At 59.5% G+C, this 20208-nt stretch carries 16 protein-coding genes and 1 tRNA gene; 9 read left to right on the top strand and 8 right to left on the bottom strand.

Features of this window, described 5'->3' with window-relative positions:
• The 8 genes from Q0G85_RS02955 to Q0G85_RS02920 all read right to left on the bottom strand — a co-directional run.
• Positions 1-722, bottom strand: a 722-nt coding sequence (locus Q0G85_RS02955; RefSeq protein WP_297154571.1) for a ClpX C4-type zinc finger protein, incomplete at its 3' end; no start/stop codon positions are given.
• 29 nt (positions 723-751) lie between these two features.
• Complete coding sequence (locus tag Q0G85_RS02950) at positions 752-1381, bottom strand: ATP-dependent Clp protease proteolytic subunit (RefSeq protein ID WP_158049230.1); 630 nt, start codon at positions 1379-1381, stop codon at positions 752-754.
• A gap of 192 nt (positions 1382-1573) precedes the next feature.
• Positions 1574-2980, bottom strand: a complete 1407-nt coding sequence (gene tig / locus Q0G85_RS02945) for a trigger factor (protein WP_297154570.1) — start codon at positions 2978-2980, stop codon at positions 1574-1576.
• Between the two features lie 210 nt (positions 2981-3190).
• Positions 3191-4042, bottom strand: a complete 852-nt coding sequence (locus Q0G85_RS02940; protein ID WP_297154569.1) for an ABC transporter permease — start codon at positions 4040-4042, stop codon at positions 3191-3193.
• Entirely contained in the window at positions 4043-4669 is a 627-nt protein-coding gene (locus tag Q0G85_RS02935; RefSeq protein ID WP_297154567.1) for an ABC transporter permease, read from the bottom strand.
• Positions 4670-4887: 218 nt separating this feature from the next.
• Positions 4888-5664, bottom strand: a complete 777-nt coding sequence (gene phnC, locus Q0G85_RS02930; RefSeq protein ID WP_297154566.1) for a phosphonate ABC transporter ATP-binding protein — start codon at positions 5662-5664, stop codon at positions 4888-4890.
• A gap of 91 nt (positions 5665-5755) precedes the next feature.
• Positions 5756-6829 carry a phosphate/phosphite/phosphonate ABC transporter substrate-binding protein gene (locus tag Q0G85_RS02925; protein WP_297154564.1) on the bottom strand — a complete coding sequence of 358 codons (1074 nt, stop codon included), beginning with the start codon at positions 6827-6829 and terminating at the stop codon, positions 5756-5758.
• 166 nt (positions 6830-6995) lie between these two features.
• The gene (locus Q0G85_RS02920) at positions 6996-8024 is read right to left on the bottom strand and encodes a hypothetical protein (protein ID WP_297154563.1); all 1029 of its coding nucleotides are present in this window, start codon (positions 8022-8024) and stop codon (positions 6996-6998) included.
• A 316-nt stretch (positions 8025-8340) separates the two neighbouring features.
• Between Q0G85_RS02920 and Q0G85_RS02915 the strand changes: the two genes are divergently transcribed.
• The 9 genes from Q0G85_RS02915 to Q0G85_RS02875 all read left to right on the top strand — a co-directional run bounded on the left by Q0G85_RS02915 (position 8341) and on the right by Q0G85_RS02875 (position 20168).
• Positions 8341-8426 (top strand) — tRNA-Leu (locus Q0G85_RS02915).
• A 77-nt stretch (positions 8427-8503) separates the two neighbouring features.
• Positions 8504-9751: a serine/threonine transporter SstT gene (gene sstT / locus Q0G85_RS02910; protein WP_297154562.1), complete on the top strand. Its 1248-nt coding sequence runs from the start codon at positions 8504-8506 to the stop codon at positions 9749-9751.
• A 213-nt stretch (positions 9752-9964) separates the two neighbouring features.
• Positions 9965-11068 (top strand): iron ABC transporter permease, encoded by a 1104-nt coding sequence (locus Q0G85_RS02905; RefSeq protein WP_297154560.1) that lies wholly within the window; start codon positions 9965-9967, stop codon positions 11066-11068.
• Between the two features lie 3 nt (positions 11069-11071).
• A complete protein-coding gene (locus Q0G85_RS02900) occupies positions 11072-11854 on the top strand; it encodes an ABC transporter ATP-binding protein (RefSeq protein WP_297154559.1) in 783 nt (260 codons plus the stop codon).
• A 25-nt stretch (positions 11855-11879) separates the two neighbouring features.
• The gene (locus Q0G85_RS02895) at positions 11880-13076 is read left to right on the top strand and encodes an ABC transporter substrate-binding protein (RefSeq protein WP_297154557.1); all 1197 of its coding nucleotides are present in this window, start codon (positions 11880-11882) and stop codon (positions 13074-13076) included.
• A gap of 17 nt (positions 13077-13093) precedes the next feature.
• A complete protein-coding gene (locus Q0G85_RS02890) occupies positions 13094-14908 on the top strand; it encodes an Ig-like domain-containing protein (RefSeq protein WP_297154555.1) in 1815 nt (604 codons plus the stop codon).
• 20 nt (positions 14909-14928) lie between these two features.
• Entirely contained in the window at positions 14929-18819 is a 3891-nt protein-coding gene (locus tag Q0G85_RS02885; RefSeq protein ID WP_297154553.1) for an S-layer homology domain-containing protein, read from the top strand.
• A 12-nt stretch (positions 18820-18831) separates the two neighbouring features.
• The gene (locus Q0G85_RS02880; RefSeq protein WP_297154551.1) at positions 18832-19641 is read left to right on the top strand and encodes a MotA/TolQ/ExbB proton channel family protein; all 810 of its coding nucleotides are present in this window, start codon (positions 18832-18834) and stop codon (positions 19639-19641) included.
• 2 nt (positions 19642-19643) lie between these two features.
• Complete coding sequence (locus Q0G85_RS02875; RefSeq protein ID WP_297154549.1) at positions 19644-20168, top strand: DUF2149 domain-containing protein; 525 nt, start codon at positions 19644-19646, stop codon at positions 20166-20168.
• Positions 20169-20208: the final 40 nt, after the last annotated feature.

Genomic DNA, 20208 nt, shown 5'->3' with positions numbered 1-20208 from the left:
ATGGAGAGGTTCTCGGCCTTGCGGGCAATCTTGTCGATCTCGTCGATGTAGATGATGCCGATTTCCGCACGCGGGATATCGAAGTCAGCGGCGGTGATCAGCTTGAGCAGGATGTTCTCGACGTCCTCGCCGACATATCCCGCCTCGGTGAGCGTCGTCGCATCGGCGATCGCGAACGGGACGCGCAGCGTGCGCGCGAGCGTCTGGGCAAGCAGCGTCTTACCGGAACCCGTGGGGCCCAAGAGCATGATGTTGCTCTTCGCAAGCTCGACGTCGCCCTCCTGCGCCTTCGATTCCATGCTGATGCGCTTGTAGTGGTTGTAGACGGCGACGGAGAGGGCGCGCTTCGCGTTTTCCTGCCCCACCACATGCTCGGAAAGCTCAGCGTAGAGCTCATGCGGCGTGGGCAAGTTGCCCAGGATATCGGCGGGGTTCGGCGTCTCGTCCTCGATGTCGGCCTCGACGATTGCGCCGCGGTCCTGCGCGCGACGGCGGCCGCGACGACCGGTCGTCTCCTCGTCGGACATGCTGTCGAAGGCAGTCGAGAGGCCCAAGTCGCGCATCATCGCATCGGCGCACACCGAGATGCACTCGTCGCAGATGTTGATGCCGTTCGGGCCCGCGATCATCGCGGTCACCTGATCGGATGACTTCCCGCAGAACGCGCAGTACACCGCGTCGTCACCGCGATAGCCAAGGTCGCCTCTTCGTTCGTTTGTCATATGCGTTAGGTCGCTTCTCTTCTTAGGTTCTACTTGTCGGAGGAGCCGCGATGGCTCGTGATGATATCGTCGACCAGGCCATACGCCTTCGCTTCCTCAGCGGAGAGCCAGTTATCGCGCTCGCAGTCGACGTGCACCTGCTCTTGGGTCTTGCCGCAGTGCTTGGCGATGATGCCCTCCAAGCGGTCGCGCGTCTTCTTGATCTCGTCGGCCATAATCTGGATGTCGGTCTGCTGCGTGTGGCCGTCGCCGGTGCCGCCCATGGGCTGGTGAATCATGACCTGGGCGTTCGGCAGGATAAAACGCTTGCCCGCCGCGCCGCCGGTCAGAAGGGGCACGCCCATGGATGCCGCCATGCCCAGGCAGATGGTGGACACGTCGCACTTCACGAACTGCATGGTGTCATAGATGGCGAGGCCCGCCGACACGCTGCCGCCCGGAGTGTTTATGTAGAGCGAGATGTCCTTTTCGGGATCGGCGCTTTCGAGATGCAGCATCTGCGCGACGACGGAGTTCGCCACATGGTCATCAATGGGCTCGCCGAGGAAGATGATGCGGTCGTTTAGCAGGCGGGAATAGATGTCATAGCTGCGCTCGCCGCGCGGGGACTGCTCGATAACGTAGGGAATGAGAGCCGAAGTGGCACGCTCGATGCTCATGGGAAAAGCCTCGCTTTCAAAAAAGGCGCGGCCTCACGCGGCCGCGAAATTTCAGTCTACTTCACATGATGAAACAGCATGCCGCTTCGCGCAAGGGGTCGGGAACACGCCGTTCACGATAAGCATAAAACGGGGCCGACGCATGCGCATCGACCCCGTCGTTAAGCAATCGGTGAAGGTTGAGGGGAAGCCCTACGCCTCGGCGTCGGCAGCCTCTTCCTCTTTCTTGGCAGCCTTCTTGGAAGACTTCTTGGCAGCCTTCTTCTCTTCCTCGGCTTCCTCGGCAGGGTCGTACTCGGTGACCTTGGCCTTCTCCATCACGTCGAGGATGGCGTGGGAGCGAAGCAGGGCCTCGCGCACCATGTAGAGACGACCGCCCTCGCGCCACTCCTTCAGGAGAGCCTTCGGGTCCTTAGCGCCGGACTTCTCGAACTCTTCGACGACCTCCTCGTCGGTGACCTTGAGCTCGAAATGCGCTGCCCATGCGTCGAGCGCCATGTCCTGCTTGGCGGTGTCGGCGGCCTGCTGCTTCACGTCGGCCTTGAACTGGTCGGCGCTGATGCCGTTCTGCTGGAGATACGCGTCGAAGCTTGCGCCCTGATTCTGCAGCTGGGTGAAGAAGTCCTGCAGAAGCTTGGCCTCGGTCTGCTCCTGCACAGCGGCAGGAACCTCGACGTCGAGACGCTTGGCGAGCTCGATCAGGCAGGCGCTTTCCTTCATGCGCGGAAGGACGTCTTCCTTCTGTTCCTTGATGCTGTCAGCGACGCGCTCGCGCAGGTCGGCAACGTCCTCGAAGCCCAGCGTGTCCTTCACCCACTCGTCGGTGAGCTCGGGGAGCACCTGCTTTTTCACGGCGAGAACCTCGACCTCGAAGTTCACCGTCTTGGTCTTGCCCTCGAGGGAGGCCATGAGGGTCGCTTCCTTCGCGTCCTCGACGTTGACGGAGAAGCTCGCGGTCTGGCCCTTCTTCAGGCCGATGACCTGCTCGTCGAAAGCGGCCGGGAACATGCCGGAACCCATGAGGCACATGCGGGACTCGCTCGACAGCGCGCTCACGTCCTCGCCGTTCTCGTCGGTTGCGGCGATCTTGAGGTCGGCGTAGGAGTCGGCCTTCACCTTGGTGTTGGCATTGGCGTTCTCGAACTCATGATAGTAGTCGCGCAGCGCCTCGATCTGCTGGTCGATTTCGGCCTCGGAAGCGCCTTCGGCCGGAAGCTTCACCTCGACCGGCTCGTAATCGGAAAGCTCGCAGGTCGGCTTGCACTCAACTTCGAAGGAGAACTCGTAGGGCTTGCCGCCTTCGACAAGTGCAGGCTCGCCGAACTCGGGCTCGCCGACAGGGTACAGATCGCAGCTGTCGATGGCGAGCGGGTAGCAGCCGTTCACGAGGTCATCGGTGACGGTAGCCGGCACAGCCTCGGCACCGAGCGCATTGTCGATGATCGGACGGGGCGCCTTGCCCTTGCGGAATCCGGGGAAATTGTACTTATTCGCGAAGTCCTTGTAAGCCTTCTTGATGCGATTGTCGACTTCTTTGGCATCGACGGTGACGGTCACCTTGACCTTGTTGTCCTGCAATGCCTCTACTTTTGTTTCCACTAACTTTCCTCCATCGTTCGCTTATCGCACGATTCGTGCAGCGCGCAATCGAATCTGGCCGAATCGGACAGCGCGGCCGTACATCGGCCCGAATGCGCACCGAGAAGGGATTATCGCACATATGGTCGAGTTGTGCCAACTAAACGCTCACTTCCACATGGAACGCCTTATACTGGGCGAGGAAACGAACGGGCATCTTTCGAAACTCTTCTATTTGTTGACTACGAAGCGCTTTCGGAGCTTCGTAGCTGAAATTTCCAGGACGATGGACACCGCCATGCACATGTAGACGATGAGCCCGATCTCATGGATGTCGAAGTAATAGTTACCGGCAAGGAAGAGCGAGTACCCTATGCCGCCCGAGCCCGCCATTCCCGCAACGACAACCGCTGCCACGAAGTTGATTTCGAAGCGGATGAAGGTCCAAGAGAGCATCTCGTTCAGCTTCTCGAAAAGCACGCCTCGGCAAACGATCTGCCACCATGATGCGCCTGTCGCCTTAAGGGCCTCGAGCACTCCCTCGTCCACCTCTTCGAAGCTTTCCGAATACGCTTTTACGAGATACGCCACGCTATGAAATAGCATGCCGATAACAGCCGCCTCGGCGCCAAGTCCGATTGCCACCGTGAAGACAAGAACCCACAGAATTGTCGGCACCGCCCGCGCGATCGACATCACGACCTTGATTGCATTGCTGACCGTCCGGTTCGACAGGTTGCTTGCCGCGAACAAACCAAGGAGGAGTGCTATAACGGCACCGCCTAACGTGGTCAGCGTTGCCAAGGCAAGCGTAACGAGCAGCTCAATCGCCAGATCAGGGTATTTGAAATGACCGTTGACGTGCGGCGTCGTTGCCATTTCGACAAAATCGGAAACAGCATTCGCAAACGCGGTTGCAAGCGGCGTTTTGCCATAATCCATCTGGATGAATGCGTAGACTGTGACTGCAGCGAGCACGAGAACCACAACAGCAATGAGAGCATTCGACTTGGAAAAGGCGCCCACCTTGATTGTTCCGCGACGGGTCAGGCGTGCGCCGCGCGGTGCTCCTGACAGAGCCAATTACATCACCCTTCTTCGAATGTAGTTAGAGGTTGTTTCGCAAACGATGACGACGATAATCACGAGAACCAGCACGAGACCGGCGGTATCGTACCTGAAGCTCTTGTAATACAAGTCAAAGACGAATCCGATGCCGGTTCCCGTAAGCATGCCAACAAGCGTAGCATCGCGGATATTGGTTTCAATCATGTAGAGAACCCAACTGATGACCTGGGTAATGCTCATCGGCACCACCGCGCGCGCGACAACTTGGAGATAACCCGCCCCGCAAGACCTAAGTGCCTCTACGGGCCCAACGCTCATCTCATCGATGCTCTCCAAAAAGCACCTCGTCAAGAAGCCGAAGCTTTGGAGAAAGAGCGCCAGATATCCCGTGAATTCGCTTTGCTTGAACGAGAAGAGCAGCAGAAATGCCCACGCCACAATTGGAATGTTGCGGAATATCGAGGCGATCGCCCGAACAATGAGCTGCATCGGCCCTCCAAGCCCCGTCGTCCGCGATCCCAAGACCGCGCAGACATAAGCCAGCACCGCCGCAGTGCAACTCGCCGCTACAGAGTCAAGAACCGTCGAGAGAAGCGCCGGCCCGATTGTCCCCATTTTCTCGAACGAGGATGCTGTCGGCATGAACTTCTGAAGGAACCATACGAATCCAGCAGGAAAATCACGGAGCGCTTTCAGCAGATCGAACCCAACAAATTGGCTCGAGATGGCGCAAATGACAAGAAATGCGAATAAGAGGGCAACGAGAGTCAGCTGCTTTTTAAGGAAGAAGTGTTGAGGAGATGCCCCCTTCTTCTCAGCTTCGATGGATTCCCCACCAACAGTCTGGGGCATCACCTGCATCACTGCTCCCCCTCTTCGGAATCGCCGCCGTATATCTCGGAGACAATAGAGCTCGTCAGAGCATCGGGCGCACCATCAAAGACTGCCCGACCGTCAGCAAGGCCGACGATTCGATCGGAGAATTCTTGCGCAAACTCAACCTGATGAAGACTTACCAAGCAGGTGATCCCAAACTTGTCGGCCGCACCACGCAGCAACTCGAGAACGGTGCGAGAGGACTTCGGATCGAGACTTGCGATGGGCTCGTCGGCAAGAATGAGCAGTGGATCTTGAACGAGCGCTCGGGCTATTCCCACGCGCTGCTTTTGACCTCCCGACAACTGATCCGTTCGAGTGTATGCAAAGTCGGCCAAGCCAACGTGATCGAGCATCTCGAAAGCGCGTCGCTTCTCGTCTTCCGTGTAAAGACCAAGCGCACCAGCGATTGCGGATTTGTAGCCGAGCCGTCCTTGCAATACGTTTTCAATCGCTGTTGCGCGATAAACCAAATTGTAGTTTTGGAATACCATGCTGATCCTGCGCCGCATACGGCGGAGCTCGCGACCGCGCACCTTCGTCGTATCCTTGCCGTCGAATACGATGGTTCCCGATGTCGGTTCGATAAGGTGATTGATGCAACGCAGCATTGTTGACTTGCCAGCACCCGACGATCCGATTACGGAGACGAACTCTCCTTTCCGAACAGCAATATCGAACCCGTCGAGGGCGACCTTGCCGCTACCGTAGCTTTTGGTCAATTGATTCAGCTCAAGCAGAATCGGGGATGCATCCGCCATTCTATTCCTTTGCCCTGTCGCTTCCGAGCAAAGGGGCGCATGCGAACATACGCCCCTTTTGCACTATTACTTCTTTCTAAGGTATTTTCGGTTAACCTTTAAAGTCGATGAGCTCGCGGAACTCGTCGTAATAGTCGTCCTCTGCAGGAACGAAGCACACCTTATCGGAGGTCTTCGACCAATTGCTTACGGTGTCCTTGTCGTCGGGCGACGGGAAAATCTCCGGATTCGACGCAACCTCGTCAGAGCACATGTAGCTGATAATCTTGTCATGGATCTCCGGCGGGACAGTCGCGGTATTAATGCAGATGGGAACAGCAGGAACCGGCAATGCCTCGATGATGGTGAACTCTTTGCCGACGACGGCATCAAGCGGAGAGTCAACGCCCTCCTTCACGCGGTAAACCGTGCCGGGCTGCGCCGGCTCGCCCGAGACCAGCTCGACCATCGGGTCAACCAGATAATCGGCGAAGACGGCCACATCGGCATCCCCGTTAAGAAGGTTGAACAGCGATCCGGGATGGGATCCAGGGAACAACACCGTGTCGAAAAAGGCACCCGACTCGCTGCACTCGTCGGTGCTTGAAAGCCCGAACTGCTTCTTGACCACCGTGGCAGGCATAACGAAGCCGGATGTCGAATTCAAATTGACGAAGGAGAAGTTCTTGCCCTTGATGTTGTCCAGCGAGAAGGAGGAGCCGCTCTTGTATTTGTCGGCATCCTCGCTGCGAACGCAGATCTGCGAGTAGTATGATGCCTGGTCAAGTTCGCCATCTTCGTTGCTCAGCACGAAAGCAATATTAACGTCGGGGTTCTTCGCATGAGCCTCAACGTACTCCGAAGCGCCGAGAGACGCCATGTCAGCCTTGCCCGACACCAGCGACTCGATGGTGACGTTGTAGTCGGTCGTCGTCATCATCTCGCAGGGCAGCCCGCATCCCTCCTCGATACACTCGGCAACCGCTTCACGCATGCCCTCGTACGTTGTCGTAGACTCGTTTGGCTCCCAAATAAAGATAATTTTATCCTTTGAAGCGGAGTCGCTTCCTTTGGCGTCGCCATTCGACGACGAACAGCCAGACACCGCACCCGCCGCGACGGCTCCCATAAGCGCCGTCGCACTGACGGCAACAAACTGACGGCGGTTGAGCGAGTTACCTTCCATCGTTTTCATCCTTTCATTCTTAATAATAAATAATGAAATATCAACTAATTGATATGGTCGACTATTTTATTTAATGTTATGGCTACGTCAACTATTAGTTCGGCGAGTGTATTCGAATAAAGCGACTATTTATCGAAAGCGAAGATGCAAACTACCGCTTCGTCTATCAATCGAGTATTTCGAATCCTTCAAAGACGGCATCGTCGTAGGTGGTATCAGGTCCCGAAATTGCCCTCGGTCTATAGCTCTGAGCTGCTGGGGAGTCTAATTCCCAGACGGAGTCGAACCACGAGATAAACGCATCCTGATCGTATCGGACAGGAACCGCCTCGACGAATACGTCTTTGACCCTCGAGCGATACACAGCATCAGGATGCGGGGTTTTAGCCACTCGATTTACCAGGCCGAACAGCTTATCTTTGTATTCTGGAAGACCGGCTGAACCATTGTTTATGACAACCCCATGCGGAAGGGCTAACGCAGCAGCAGCGCATGTGTGGGTCGTAGAGAGAATGTCAACATTTCTCTCGGAGAAAAACTGGTCAAGCTTCGTTTTCCTCGCTGGGTTTTGGAGGTTTTCAACGGAGCAGCCCCACCCCGAAACCGAGCTCTCGTCACCGTGGGTAATTCCGACTCGCGCTTCACCAACTTCAACAACGCCCCATGCGGGTCGGTTGCCGAGCGCACTCACCTCGGGGAGATTCTTAACCGATTCCTTCATTCTGCCGAATATAGCGTTCGAACGACCAACGAAAGCATCCGACATCGTCGTAGGGTAAGAACATCCGCACCCCACGCCGCAATCCTCCAGGCGGGCAAGCTCCAACTCGACATTTCCGTTCATGGGAATAGACCCCTCAAGCAAGCGCTCTACTTCCAGAAAGTTCTCAGCCGTCCCGTCAAACCAGTGGTAGTCGCCGTTGTAAACCACGCAAACATCCCCCTCTTCCGATTTGACCATCTCACGCACAGTTTTCATTGCCTCGATGTTTCCGTACACACCTCCAACCGAATACAGAACATCGCATTTAGCAACCGGCGGCTTGTCCCACTCTTCCGGCGCAATCGCATAATCATTGGCGCCGACTCTCCCTTTAATTCCCGGCGTTGCAACTCCGCCAGAATCGCAACCGCACTTATTGCCACCTTCTACAATAATCGCGCCGTTAGCGCCATCGCTAAGCAATTCGTCCATCAGGGAATCCTTTCTCGCTGCGGCATTGCATTTGTTTGACTAATGATTACCCATATTGCTTGACAGTTATTATCAAGTTAAAGTATATGCCTATGTCCTATATTGGCATAGGTGTATTTTATTACTAATTTATAAGGTTTCTTAGCGTCAAAGACAAATTTGGCGACTTCCCTGTCAAAGAAAGAAGCTGGTACGTGCCCGTTTTCGGGGAATGAATTCCCGTTTGCCAGGGGTTTGCCAACTTCGGAGACGTCCTCGCGCTACAACTTGCCGCATTCTGCTATCATGTGTCCGCTGTTTTCCTGCAGCAAAGAGTGCGGGCGTGGCGGAATTGGCAGACGCGCCAGATTTAGGTTCTGGTGGGCAACCCCCGTGAAGGTTCAAGTCCTTTCGCCCGCACCAGCTGGGGGAAGGGTGCTTTTCCTGCACCCTTCCCCCAGCTTTATTATATGAAGCTTTCAATACTGAAAGGATCGCCAGTGGACACCGTCAAAAAGATTGGACGAGCCTGGAACTCGATCAGCCTCATCAAGCGCATCATCGTAGGCCTCGTTATCGGCACCATCCTCGCACTCGTCATCCCCGGGAACGAGATCATCGAGATGCTCGGCACGCTTTTCGTGAACGCCCTGAAAAGTGTTGCTCCCATCCTCGTGTTCTTCCTGGTTATCAGCGCCCTTTGCAATGCGAAGGGCGGCGGGCAGATGAAGCTCGTCATCATCTTGTACCTGGTGGGCACCTTCATCGCGGGCGCCGTCGCCGTCCTGGCGAGCACGCTGTTCCCCGTCGACCTCACGCTCTCCGCTGCCGCCGAGGCGCAATCCTCGCCCTCCGGCATCGGGGAAGTCCTCGCGACGCTTGTCACCAACGTGGTGGCGAACCCGGTTACGGCCCTCATGAGCGCGAACTACCTGGGCATCCTCGCATGGGCTGTCGTTTTGGGTATTGCCCTTAGACGCGCAAGCGACCAGGTGAAAGACGTGTTCACGAGCATCTCCGACGCTGTGTCGACCGTCGTCCGCTGGATCATCTCGCTCGCCCCGTTCGGCATCTTGGGCCTTATCTACACGGCAGTCTCCACCAATGGCCTTGAAATCTTCACCGAATACGGCCAGCTTCTGCTCGTGCTCGTGGGCTGCATGCTCTTCATCGCCTTCGTCACCAACCCGATCCTTTCCTTCGCGTGCTTCCGCAAGAACCCCTACGGCCTTGTGGTTCGCTGCCTGAAGGACTCCGGCCTCACCGCATTCTTCACCCGCAGCTCGGCCGCCAACATCCCGGTGAACATGGAGCTGTGCCGCAAGCTGGGTCTTAACAAGGACAACTACTCGCTCTCCATCCCGCTCGGCGCAACCATCAACATGGGCGGCGCTGCGGTCACGATCTCGGTCATGGCCATGATGGCGGCGCACACGATGGGCATCCAAGTCGACATCCCCACCGCGATCATCCTGTCGGTCCTCTCTGCCGTGAGCGCATGCGGCGCGTCGGGTGTCGCGGGCGGCTCGCTGCTCCTGATTCCGCTCGCCTGCTCGCTGTTCGGCATCGGCAATGACATCGCGATGCAGGTCGTCGGCATCGGCTTCGTGATCGGCGTCATCCAGGACTCCTGCGAAACCGCGCTCAACTCCTCCTCCGACGTGCTCTTTGCCGCTTCTGCTGAGTACAGCCAGTGGAGAAAGGAAGGCCGCGACTTCAAACCTGGAAAGGACATCGAAGCCGCGTAGAGCTTTACCGAAAGACAATCGAGCCTCACCAGAAAGCGCCCCAACGAGGGCGCTTTTCTTTTTCCTGGACCGCTCGCGTCAGTTCTTATCCTAAATCGAACATATTGCCTAAATTCCGCATAATACTTGTTTTCAGATGTTCTTGTTCTGGTATAGTCTCTTTTGGCTCTATTTGGCATTGTGTATATTTTGATTTAGGGGAATTCAATTACGATGCAAAACAGGACGGGAAGCGTCGCGACGCCCGACTTCAGCGAAGAATATCGCGAGGCGCAAGAGGCGCTTGACAAGAAGATTTCTCTCGGAGTGAAAATCGGGATCGTCGCCGTACTCGTCATCATGCTCTTCGCCTCCTTCGCGCTCGGCAAGTACCCCGTAGCCCCTGACGAACTGGTGAAAAACGTCGTCGCCCAGATCACCGTCGGCGTGTACAACCTGTTCAACGATCCCGATATCGTCATCTCCGACGCCGCGAACACGGCCCTGTTCAACATCCGTCTTCCCCGCATCGTCGTCGTCATGCTCGTCGGTGCCGCGCTCTCTGTCGCGGGCGCCGCCTATCAGGGCATGTTCAAAAACCCCCTCACCTCCCCCGACCTTCTGGGCGCATCCGCGGGCGCAAGCTTCGGCGCCTGCCTGGCCCTTCTGCTCGACATGCCGAACTACATGGTGCAGGTCTTCGCGTTCGCAGGCGGCATGGTGGCCGTCGCGTGCGCCGTGTGGCTCAACCGAATGGTTCGTTCCGACGCCATCTTGGGCCTCATCTTAGGCGGCATCCTCGTCTCGACGCTCTTCCAATCGGGCACCTCGCTCGTAAAGCTCATGGCCGACGCCAACGACAAGCTCCCCACTATCACCTTCTGGCTCATGGGCAGCTTCGCAAGCGTGAGCGATGGGGATATGAAAGCCGTCATCATACCGATGATATGCGGCTTCTTACTCTTATTGCTCGAAAGCTGGAAACTCAACGTGCTCTCATTCGGCGACGAGGAAGCGCGCTCCATGGGCATCAAGACCCGCCGCGTTCGCCTCGTCGTCATCTTCGCGTCGACCCTCATCGTATCGTGCTCGGTCGCGGTCTCGGGCATCGTCGGCTGGGTTGGCCTTGTCATCCCGCACCTCGCCCGCGCGCTTGTCGGCCCCAACTATCGAGCGCTCCTGCCGGCGTCGATGGTCGTCGGCGCAAGCTATCTCTTGCTCGTCGACAACCTTGCACGCCTGCTCGCGACGGTCGAAATTCCAATCGGCATTCTCACTTCCATCCTCGGTGTGCCGTTCTTCATCTTCATCTTCAAGCGCAACCAGAAGGGGTGGTAAACGATGGGCCATCTTCTGGAAGTGCGCGACGTTCACGGCGGCTACCACAAGACCGAAATCGTCCACGGCGTCTCGTTCACCGTCGAGCACGGGGAATTCGTCTGCATCATCGGCGCAAACGGCTGCGGCAAGACGACCACCCTGAAGACTGTTCTAGGGCTTATGAAGCCGACGGCCGGCGAAGTGCTCATCGACGGGAAGAGCACGCATGACATGGACGAACCGGAGCTCGCACGGCATTTCGCCTACATCCCCCAGGCGCACACGCCGCCCTTCCCCTTCAACGTGGCCGACGTCGTGCTCATGGGGCGCACCCCTTACGTGAACCGGCTCGCCGTGGTGAAGCCCGACGACCGAGCCATCGCGTGGCGCGCCATGAAGCAGATGTCGATCGAGCATCTGGCTGACCGCCCCTACACCGCGCTTTCGGGCGGCCAGCAACAGCTCGTGCTGATCGCGCGGGCCCTCACGCAAGAGCCCGACCTGCTTGTCATGGACGAACCGACCGCAAGCCTCGACTTCGGCAACCAGCAGCTCGTGCTCTCGCGCATGAAGTCGCTCTCGCAAGCGGGTATGGGCGTAGTCATGGTGACGCACAACCCCGACCATGCGCTGTTCTGCGCCGACAAGGTCATCGTCATGGAGAAGGGCCTCGTCATCAACGAGGGAACGGCGAGCGAGGTCATCACGAACAAAACCTTGAGGCAGATCTACGGAACGAACGTCTACGTAATCGACGTTGAGATAGAACCAGGGCACACCGAGCGCGTGTGCATCCCGTTATAGGACGAGAAGGAAGCGAATAGTTATCGTGACGAAAAGTGAGAATGGGAACAACCAGGCGATGAGCCGCAGGACGTTCCTGCAATTCGGCGGAGTTGCAGCGATGACCGCGCTGCTGCCGGGAAGTGGGCTTTTGTCGGGTTGCTCGGCCGATCAGGTGACGGGGGCCCTCGACAACATGGGAGTCAAATCGGGCCTCGATGCGACGTTTCGCGGCACTCGCGAGTTCACCGACTCCTGGGGCCGCACAAGAACCATCCCCACAGTCGACAAACTCGAGCGCGTGTACTTCACGAGTGCCCTTGCGCAGATTTTCGTGTTCACGCTCGCCCCGCAGCTGCTCGGCGGCACGGGCATGCAGTTCACGGCCGAGGAGCTGCGCTACCTCCCCGCGGGAACCGAGAACCTTATCTACATGGGCACGCTCTCAGGCGGCGGCGAGATCGACCGCGAGATGCTCCTCAAGCAGGACGTTCAGCTCATCATCGACTGCTCGGGCACAACACTTTCCGCAGCGGACGTCTCGACTGCGGAAAAACTCGAGAGCCAGACGAACATCCCGGCCCTGTGCATCGACGGGTCGTTCGACAACATCCGCACCGCCTACAAGCTCCTCGGGGAGATCCTCGGCGCCGAAGAGCGCGCAAGCGAAATCGCCACGTACCTCGAGCGCGTCTACAACGACGTCACGGCGGCGACCGCCGACATCCCCGATAGCGAGAAGGTGCGCCTCTACTACGCCGAGGGCCCGCTCGGCCTGCAGACCGAGCCCGACCGCGGCTTGCACGCGCTCACCTTCGACGTGGCAGGCGCAAACAACGTTTCCGCCGTCGAGGAAACCCAGGGCATCGGCATGACCAACGTGAGCTTGGAAGCCGTGCTCGCCTGGGACCCCGAGGTCATCATCGCGTGGGACGACGTCATCCGCGGCGGTGCCGACGAGATCATCCGCACCGACGAGAAGTGGAGCCATATCTCCGCCGTGAAGAACGGCCGCGTCTACACGATGCCGAACGCCCCGTTCGCATGGTGCGACCGCCCGCCCGGAGTGAACCGCTTCCTCGGCATCCAATGGATCGCGAACATGCTCTACCCCGATCGCTACAACGTCGACATGGTGGAGGAAGTCAAGAACTTCTACTCGCTTCTGTACTGGGTCGACATCACCGATGACGACGCGCGCGAGCTCTTGGGCAATTCGTATCCTCCCTACGGAAAGCAGTAGCGATGCGCAGCCAGACCATGACAGCCAAACGACTTGCCAGCGACGCGCTGCGTTGTTTGCTCGTCTTCTTGCTCGCGTTCTCCCTGACGTTTTACGCGCAGGGAGCCGCGTTTGCGGAAGGCGAGTCGGATGGCGGAAGCTCAACCGAGCAGCCTTCCAAACCCGATCCGGCACCCGATCCCGACCCCACCCCGCAGCCTCCCACCCAGTCGGTCGAGGGCATCTCACTGTTCTACGAGACGCCCTACGTCGGAAGCGGATGGAAGGTCGCATCGAACAGCTGGGAGAACACGCCCGAGACGCACGGCCAGCTCACGAAGAAGGGCGAGTCGCTCCAGTTCAAGGTGCAGCTCGTATGGAACGATGGCTCGACCTCCTGGGCGGGTGACACCGGGCACATGACCACCTGGTCGGTAAGCGACCCGGCGGTTGCGCATGTAAGCACGTCCGGCCAGGTGACGGCCCTCGCAAACGGCACCGTCACGCTCACCGCGACCTGCGACGGACTGTCGACCTCCTACATTATCGACGTGAGCGGGCAGAACAACGAGCTCTACGTGGAGAGCGTCGTCATCTGCGATGAAAACGGCGAACCCTACACCGAGGCAGGCGCACGCCTTTACAACACGAACCAGACGCTGCAGCTCGTCGCGCGCGTGACGGTGACGAACCCCGCCGACGGCACGACGACCGATTACCTCACCTCCAACGGGCTTTTGAGCCAGCAAACCAACGGCGCGATCGCCGACCTCTCCTGGAGTGTCGACGATTCCACCTTCGGCTACGTCGAGCCGACGACCGGCCTCTACCGCCCCGCTGAGGAGGCGAACGTCTGGGTGAGCGCCTCGTCCACGGCGGGAATCGGCGGCGCGACCGTCACGGGCAAGGTGTGCGTGAGCACCGCGGCCGAGGAAAAGCCCGACCCCGTGGCGCGCCCGCAGGATTCCCTCACCGTGAAGGTCGTGTGGGAGGAAGCCCCCGACAAGGTCGTTTCCGAGAAGACGTTCTCGCGCGCCGAGGTCGAGGCGATGGGCATGGTCGAACAGACCTACACCGTCATCGGCTCGGCGAACCGCTTCGCCACGGTAAGCGGCCGAGGCGTCCTGCTCTCCACGGTGCTCGAGGCCGCGGGAGCGAACCTCGACGGCATCAAGGAGTTCCGCTTCGTCACCGCCGACACCCCCGTCGGGTCCTCGGACTTCGGCACAGCGGTGAGCTATAACATGCTCTTCGGCTCGATCCGCTACTACTTCCCGCAATACGACGCCGGCGGCAACGTGCAGGAAGGCATCCCCGTGTCCCCGATGCTCGCCGTGCAATCGAACTTCCGCTGGTACAAGTACGGCGATTCGATCGATCCCGACTATTCCGACATGAACGACAACGCCTGCTTCCGCCTGCTCTTCGGGGCGACCGGATCGGGCCAGGTCACGTCGAACGCCCAGGTCTATTGGATCAACACCATCAAAGTCGTCCTCGCAGGCGCTCCCCCCGTTCAGCCCGAGATCGGTACCAACACCGGCGACGGCACCGGGCAAGGCGGCTCGGGCGGCGGAGAAGGAGGCGGAGACGGCGGAAGCACCGGCACCGATGTCGGCGACGCCACCGGCCTTGGGGGCGGGTCCGCTGCGATCAGCGACGGCGGCGGCGGCACCACCGGCGGTTCATGGCAAGTCTACCAGGTCATGAACCCCAACCCCTCCGACGTCGACACCATTGATTTCGAGAACCCCTTCGCCCCGTTCGTCATCCCCTTCGCCATTGGCACGGCAGCCGCGGGAGGCGTGCAGATGGGCGTGAGATACCGCAGACAGAAACTACCCCTGAGATAGCGTTCGAAAGGAGACCGAAGATGAAGAAGAACATCTGCACCGCAGCGATGGGGGTCGCATTCGCGTTCGCGCTTGCCTGCGCTGCACCATGCGCGGCCTGGGCAGTCGAAACGCCCGGCAGCGTGACCACCATCGACGAGGCTCAATCATGGGCAGAGGCGTATCTCGACGACGCGCCCGCACTGCTCTCAATTAACGATGAGCAACCAGGTTGGGAGCTCATCGAACTCGCCAGCACCTCATGGGATCTGCGCGCGGTGAGCCCCGACACCTCCTGGTACTCGGAGGGCGCATCGAGCTACACCTTAAGCACCGGATCGCAGCTCGCAGGCCTCGCCGAACTCGTCAACTCGGGCGTCACCTTCGAGGGCAAGACCGTGACGCTCGCAAAGGACATCGTGTTCATCCGCGCCGAGGTCACCCCCATCGGCGGGAAAGGCGGACACGAGTTCAACGGCACCTTCGACGGCGCGGGCTATTCGATCCGCGGCTACAGCCTCACGTCTCTCGCCGATGCAGGCGAGCGCGCAACGAACATCGCGCTGTTCGGCGGATGCGGCGAGAAGTCGGTCGTGAAGAACGTTCACGTGACCGGCGCCACCGTCACCGTCCATCGCTCCGCAAGCTCCTCGCAGGCAGTCTCGAACGTCGCAGCCCTCATCGGCACCTCGAAGGGCTCGGTTGAGAACTGCACCGTCGACGCCACGATCGACGTCGCTGTCGACACGCCTCAAACCGACACCGTGAAATGCGTTATGTCCAAGATCGGCGGCATGGCGGCTACCGTGTTCGGCGATGTGAAGAACTGCGAGTTCTCGGGCAGCCTCAAGGCCATCACCAACACCGCAGGCTCCGACGGCACCGACGGCAACGGCCGCTCACCAGGGCTCATCGTCGCGAAGACCATCGGCGGCGTCGTGGCATACCTGGGCGACCCCGCGCAGGAGGAAATCGAGGGCGCAAGGACGCACGGCAACATCTACAACTGCGTGTTTTCAGGCTCCATCGACTCCCAATCCCCCTGCGAGGCGGGAACCGACCGCTTCGGTGAGAAAATCTCCGCCAAGACCGAGGGCGTCGGCGGAATCGTGGGCTTTTCCCTTGGCAGCGTCTACGACAGCACCTGCAAGGGCATCGTCTCCGGTGCTCAGGCGAGCATGACGGGCGGCATCGTGGGCTCCCTTCGCGGGTTATCGATGAGCGGCTCGGGAGACTCGACCGAGATCGACTACGGCTCCAAAGATGACATCCTCTACACGCAGCGCTGCTTAACCGATAAAAATGCCCAGGTCACCGGATTGTATTCCGGCGGCGGCATCGTCGGCAGTGCAGGAAGCTACACCGTGGTCACCGAGTGCGCGAACGCGGCGCTCGTCACCGTAAACCGCTGGAACAAGCCCGCTGGCGGCGGCATCGTGGGGCAAAGCCACGGAACCGTCTCGTTCTGCGGCAACACCGGCACCGTGAAGACCGCCACGGGCGGCGGCTACTACGTCGCGGGCATCGCGGGCATGCTGCTCCAGTACGCGAAGCCCGACGGCACGCACACCACGCCCACTCCCGAGGTATACAGCTGCTACAGCGCCGGAAAGATCGACGCGCTCCCCGGAAACAAGAGCTCCGGCCTCATCGGCCAGAACGATGGCAACCTGCATGACTGCCTCGTGCTCAAGGACACCTGTGCAGACGGCGACATCTACCACGTGGTCGACTCCAGCTCGGGCACGTATTCCAACTGCGCGTATGTGAGCGCCACCGACCTGCGCGCCACAAGCGCCGTCGCCACCCTCAACAAGCAGCGTAACGGCGGCGAATGGGACAACTACTTCGTGCTCTCAACCGGCGGGCAGAACAATGGCTATCCCGTCCTGAAGTGTTTCGCAAATTCCATCTCGACCACTCCGCTTTCAGGCGTCACGGCGACGTGCGCGGAGAACGCGCCCTACACCGGCGGCGAAGCCATTCCGCGCCTTGAGGTCACCATGGGAGGAAAGACCCTCACCCAGGACGTCGACTTCTACGTGGTACCGCAAGAAGGAGCAACCGACCTCGGCGACGGCTACAGCGCGAGCATCGTCGGCATCGGCTCCTACGCGGGCACGCAAAGCAACGTGTGCACCTACAGCATCGTGAAGGGCGACCTTGCGTCCTGCCTCGTCTCCATCAAGAGCAGTAAATTCGACTACTCGGAGAAAACGCTTGCGGCAGACGACATCACCGTCACCGACGCTTACGGCAACAAGCTCCCTTCTGACTGGTTCACCTACACCTTCAAGACCTGCGTCTACAGCGGCTCCAACACCACCTACGCAGGAAAAACCATGGTCGAGCGCTACATCTCGCCTAACAAGACCATCAACATGACGCAGACCGCACCCGAGTGGTCCGCCGACGGCGTCTACCACTACGGCTACTACCCCGTGGTCATCTCCCCCACCGAGTCGGCTCCTTACACCGGCACGACCGAGGGTCTGTTCAAGATTACGCCGGCAAGCCTTATGACCGATGTCGACATCGAGTACATGGAATGGGACGGCGAGAACCTCGAGTGGAACGACAAGGCTATCGCGTTCGAGAACGGCGCCCCCGTGTTCAACTACACCGGCTCGAAGATTCTCCCGACCATCTCGAAGGTCACCTACAAGGGGCACACGCTCGTCGAGGGTACCGACTACCAGCTCGTCTACGGCAACCCCAACTGCGATACGACCTCGAGCAACTACACACAATACGCCAACGTCGGCGACCCCGACAAAAACGAGGTCGGCTGCGTGACCGTGCGCTTCAAGGGCGGCGGACGACCCTTCGACTTCGACAACTTCGTGAACATGTACTTCATCATCCACGGACAGAACGCGCCCGCGCCGACAAGCATCGACGACTGCACCATCGTCGTGAACGATCAGGCATACACCGGCAAGGACATCACGCCGGTGAAGGTCTACGCTCCCGACGGGACCGAGCTTAAGGGCGAAGACTACAACGTGAAGTACGAGAACAACAAAGAAATCGGCACCGCCACCTTCACCGTTCGCGGCTCACGCTCCTACACTGGAAAAGTAACCGGCAGCTTCACCATCTACGACAAGGCCGATCAGCTCGGCTACGAAGACGTCATCGCGACCGACTGGTACGTGAAGGACGGCACGCTCAAGTTCTGCAAGGAATCGGGCCTCATCAAGGGCATAAACGACACGACGTTCCTCCCCTACGGCGAGCTCACCCGCGCTCAGATGGCCATGGTGCTCTGGCGCTTCGCCGACCCCGAGGGAGCAGCCGCCTGCGATCCCGACAAGACCGCAAACGAGACCGGCCTGCCCGACGTCTTGGACAATGTTTGGTACACGGGTGCTGTGAACTGGGCATTTGAAAACGGTATCATCACCAGCTACAAGGACCCTGAAACCGGCGTCGCCACCGGCTACGGCCCCGACGACCCTGTCACCCGCGAGCAGGCGTGCCTCATCCTCATGAACTACGCGAAGTCCCAAAACGGCGTGGACGTCGCCGCGGAGACCGACCGCACGAAGCTCGACGCCATGCCCGACGCCTCTCTTGTTGACGAATGGGCGAAAGACGGCGTGGCCTGGGCGCTCACGCGCGGCGTCATCACGGGATACAACAACCCCGACGGCACGAAGAGCATCGCCCCGATCCGCAGCATCTACCGCTGCGAAATGGGCAAGATCATGAAGAACTGCACGTCCGACAACCAGATCATCACCCCGCCGACCGCAAAGGGGCAAAGCCTGAATGCGGCGGACGCGACCGCGCTCTCCATCGATGAGGATGCCGTGCCCACAAGCGCCGATGCCGCTTCCCTTGAAGCCGCCGCCGGCGCAAACAACATCAGCAACGCCGCGGACAACTCCGAGGCGAGCGCATCAACCCCTGCCCATCACGAATCCTAGAAAGACTGATCAATGCTCGAAATCGCACAGGCACTTTACCTGACCGACATTCTCCATGCGGTCTCGCAGGGGCTGCTGGCTCCCGTCATCATCGTCCTGCTCGCGTTCATCGTCTACGCGGTCTTCCTCATCGGAAGCGTCATCGTCGAAGCGGTGACCGAGCGACGCAACTTCCGCATCGTGATCTCGAAGTTCTTGGCTTCCATCGCCTGCGCGAAGGAAGAAGACCTCGCCGACGTCGTGATTGACTCGGGCCTTCTGCGCCGTCAGAAGGTGTCGCTGCTCACGCTGTGGAGCTATCGCTCGCTTCCGAGCGAAACGCTTGAGACGCTTGCGAAGCGCCTGCTCGCCATCCAGGAGCTGCGCTATGGCCGCATCACCGGGCGCACCGACGCGGCCGTGCGCCTCGCTCCCATGTTCGGCCTCATGGGCACCTTGATTCCCCTCGGCCCTGGCATCGTTGCCCTCGGCCAGGGACAGACCGACGTGCTTGCAGCTTCGATCGGCGTCGCCTTCGACACCACGGTCGCCGGCCTTATCACCGCAGGCGTCGCCTATGTAGTTGGCCGTATCCGCGGCAACTGGTATGAGAACTACCTTGGCGCGCTCGAGGCAGCTATGTGCACCATGCTCGAGAAGATCGAGAAGGAGCGCGAGGCAGGAGTCGTGACCACGGTTGGCGACGGCGTCGACGTGGAAACCATCATCGCCCGCGCCGAGAAGGAAATGTGCGACAAGGGCATCTCTTTGAAGGAACTCGTCGGCGCTGCGGGCGAAGAACCCCGAGAAGCCAACGCCACCCCCGCCAAGGAAGGCGAATAGCCATGGCGCACGGATTGCGAAATGGCGGCGACCTTCGCGGAGGGCGCCTGCGCTCGAAAGAAGACACTGACCCCATGGCGTCAGTCGCCAACATCGCGGACATCATGCTCGTGTTTGCATGCGGTCTCATGATGGCGCTCGTCACCGTCTGGAACATCGACTTCACCCCCCTCTCGGAGCTTCAAGACAAGCAGCTCGAAGCGATCGACACGCCCGAGGACATGCCCGAGGACATGACCGATGCGGGCAACGCCTACGTCGAGAAGGGCATGGTGTACCAAGATCCCAAGACGGGCAAGTACTACATGATCACCGAGGACAAAGACGCGATGGACGACGACCTTTCGAGCCAAAGCGCCTCATCGAGCGACTCGTCAGCGAAATCCGACTCATCGAACGCAAGCTCCAGCTCATCGAGCCCCAGTTCGGCCAGCAAGTCTCGCGCCGCGAGCCCTTCGGGTTCTTCTAGCTCGAGCGGATCCTCTTCGAGCGCAGTCGCCCCTGACAGAAGCTCTGGGGCCGATTAACGAACTATCCTTTATCGAGTTTTATCTCTATTGGGGATAC

It is taken from the genome of uncultured Ellagibacter sp. (assembly GCF_934617235.1).
GTDB lineage: Bacteria > Actinomycetota > Coriobacteriia > Coriobacteriales > Eggerthellaceae > Ellagibacter.
Note: the sequence above shows the minus strand (reverse complement) of the source record. Positions and strands in the feature narration are given on the sequence as shown.

Excerpts from the sequence above, each read along its gene's own strand:
- Q0G85_RS02950 (WP_158049230.1), bottom strand. The coding sequence starts at position 1,381 with ATGAGCATCGAGCGTGCCACTTCGGCTCTCATTCCCTACGTTATCGAG.
- Q0G85_RS02935 (WP_297154567.1), bottom strand. The coding sequence starts at position 4,669 with ATGCCGACAGCATCCTCGTTCGAGAAAATGGGGACAATCGGGCCGGCG.
- phnC (WP_297154566.1), bottom strand. The coding sequence starts at position 5,664 with ATGGCGGATGCATCCCCGATTCTGCTTGAGCTGAATCAATTGACCAAA.
- Q0G85_RS02925 (WP_297154564.1), bottom strand. The coding sequence starts at position 6,829 with ATGGAAGGTAACTCGCTCAACCGCCGTCAGTTTGTTGCCGTCAGTGCG.
- Q0G85_RS02920 (WP_297154563.1), bottom strand. The coding sequence starts at position 8,024 with ATGGACGAATTGCTTAGCGATGGCGCTAACGGCGCGATTATTGTAGAA.
- Q0G85_RS02905 (WP_297154560.1), top strand. The coding sequence starts at position 9,965 with ATGCAAAACAGGACGGGAAGCGTCGCGACGCCCGACTTCAGCGAAGAA.
- Q0G85_RS02900 (WP_297154559.1), top strand. The coding sequence starts at position 11,072 with ATGGGCCATCTTCTGGAAGTGCGCGACGTTCACGGCGGCTACCACAAG.
- Q0G85_RS02890 (WP_297154555.1), top strand. The coding sequence starts at position 13,094 with ATGACAGCCAAACGACTTGCCAGCGACGCGCTGCGTTGTTTGCTCGTC.
- Q0G85_RS02885 (WP_297154553.1), top strand. The coding sequence starts at position 14,929 with ATGAAGAAGAACATCTGCACCGCAGCGATGGGGGTCGCATTCGCGTTC.
- Q0G85_RS02880 (WP_297154551.1), top strand. The coding sequence starts at position 18,832 with ATGCTCGAAATCGCACAGGCACTTTACCTGACCGACATTCTCCATGCG.
- Q0G85_RS02875 (WP_297154549.1), top strand. The coding sequence starts at position 19,644 with ATGGCGCACGGATTGCGAAATGGCGGCGACCTTCGCGGAGGGCGCCTG.